Genomic DNA, 1462 nt, shown 5'->3' with positions numbered 1-1462 from the left:
TAGTCAAGCCTTAAAAAGCTATTTTGATCCGATTATCCAATTTAACCTGCAACAATAGAGTTGGATAAACAGGTTTTGAATAAAGACAAAAAATGATGATTTCCATTTATTCATCATCCGCTTGAAGTTGAAAGCTGCTGCCGCTAGCATAATATTGATATTGTCGCCAATAATCCCTTTGTAAAAGTTTCTTCCCAATCGATGGTCGGTTTTTAAATGTCCAATTACGGGTTCTATTGCTGCTCTTTTTCGATGCGCTTCTTTGAGCTTTTTCTGTTGGTACTTGGTTTGTTTTTTGTCATTGAATGGTTTGGGGATCTGAACTTGCGTGGCCCCAATCTGGGTATTCCCTCGGTAACCCCGATCCACACTTACAGTTTTGGGTTCCTTTCCTATCATTCTGTTAACCTGCTCTAATGCTGGTTTTAATGTATGTCCATCAAACTCATTTCGAAACCCCATTGCACCAACGATTACACCGGTATTTTGCGTCTTTACGATCGAGACTTTATTTCCGAACTCATATTTCTTATGCTCTTTACCTTTAGAAATGCAGAGTACATCTGGCTCATGTAGCGAGTATATTTTATGTTTACTTCCCTTGTTCTGAGTTAGAACCTGTTTGAAAAATAGAATTGTTTTTTGATGGATCGAATCTGGTGATAAATTACGCTCCAGTTCGCGAACCAATCGGCCAGCAATGTTTTTTACTTTCTTATCAGCTTTTCTGGCTTTTGATTTATTTTTAGGGTGATTGCGAAATCGCTGATCTAAACTTAGTTTTTTAAGTATCCTCTTGTAACTTTGACGGATGGGCAATTGTTCATCTTGGACAATTTTCAGCGTCTTTTTTATCATCTTTTTATGCAACTTACTATCCGTGGGAAAAGTAATATTTTTCTCCTGAATGGTTGTATCGGCATTAACATCTGGATCATCGCTATCATTGCCATTTATTCGGATACTTTCTTTAAAGATCAATTCAATCCCTGATTCACCGATACGCTTGCGAAAATGAACTAATTCCGAGGCCTCGCAAGGAACGGTTGCCATAAATTCTTGTTGGCCACAAAAATACTGGTAATACAAATTCTCGGACCATTGCTCCACAATACTTTCATCGGAAATATTACGGATATGCTTCAAAATCAAAAGACCTACCATCAAGCGGATCGGTTTGGCTGGACGTCCATTATCCTGGCAATACAGAGTGCTAAATTCCGTCTCAAATAACTGCCAATCAACGCGGTTAGCCAAAATATAAAGAGGGTGCTTTTGACTCAAGGTATCTTCTAAAGTGAAGAAGAAACTGGATTGATTTGTGATCTTTTTCTTCGCTAGCATAGGGTTGAATTTGCAAGGTTTCTACACTAAATATACGGAATCTGGCAAATAAAAACAAGAGAATACGAAATTAACTATTTGAAATTCAGTTAAATAGACCCTTTTTAAGGGCTAACTA

Annotated in this window: 1 protein-coding gene; it reads right to left on the bottom strand. The window is 37.6% G+C overall.

Translation table 11 applies throughout. The features are described from left to right. Positions 1-18 precede the first annotated feature (18 nt). The gene (locus tag FLS47_RS17595; RefSeq protein WP_149915633.1) at positions 19-1344 is read right to left on the bottom strand and encodes an IS5 family transposase; all 1326 of its coding nucleotides are present in this window, start codon (positions 1342-1344) and stop codon (positions 19-21) included. Between the last annotated feature and the right edge of the window lie 118 nt (positions 1345-1462).

It is taken from the genome of Sphingobacterium cavernae (genome assembly GCF_008520265.1).
Taxonomy (GTDB): domain Bacteria; phylum Bacteroidota; class Bacteroidia; order Sphingobacteriales; family Sphingobacteriaceae; genus Sphingobacterium; species Sphingobacterium cavernae.
The sequence above is the reverse complement of the archived record's forward strand: the minus strand, read 5'-3'. Positions and strand labels throughout refer to the sequence as shown.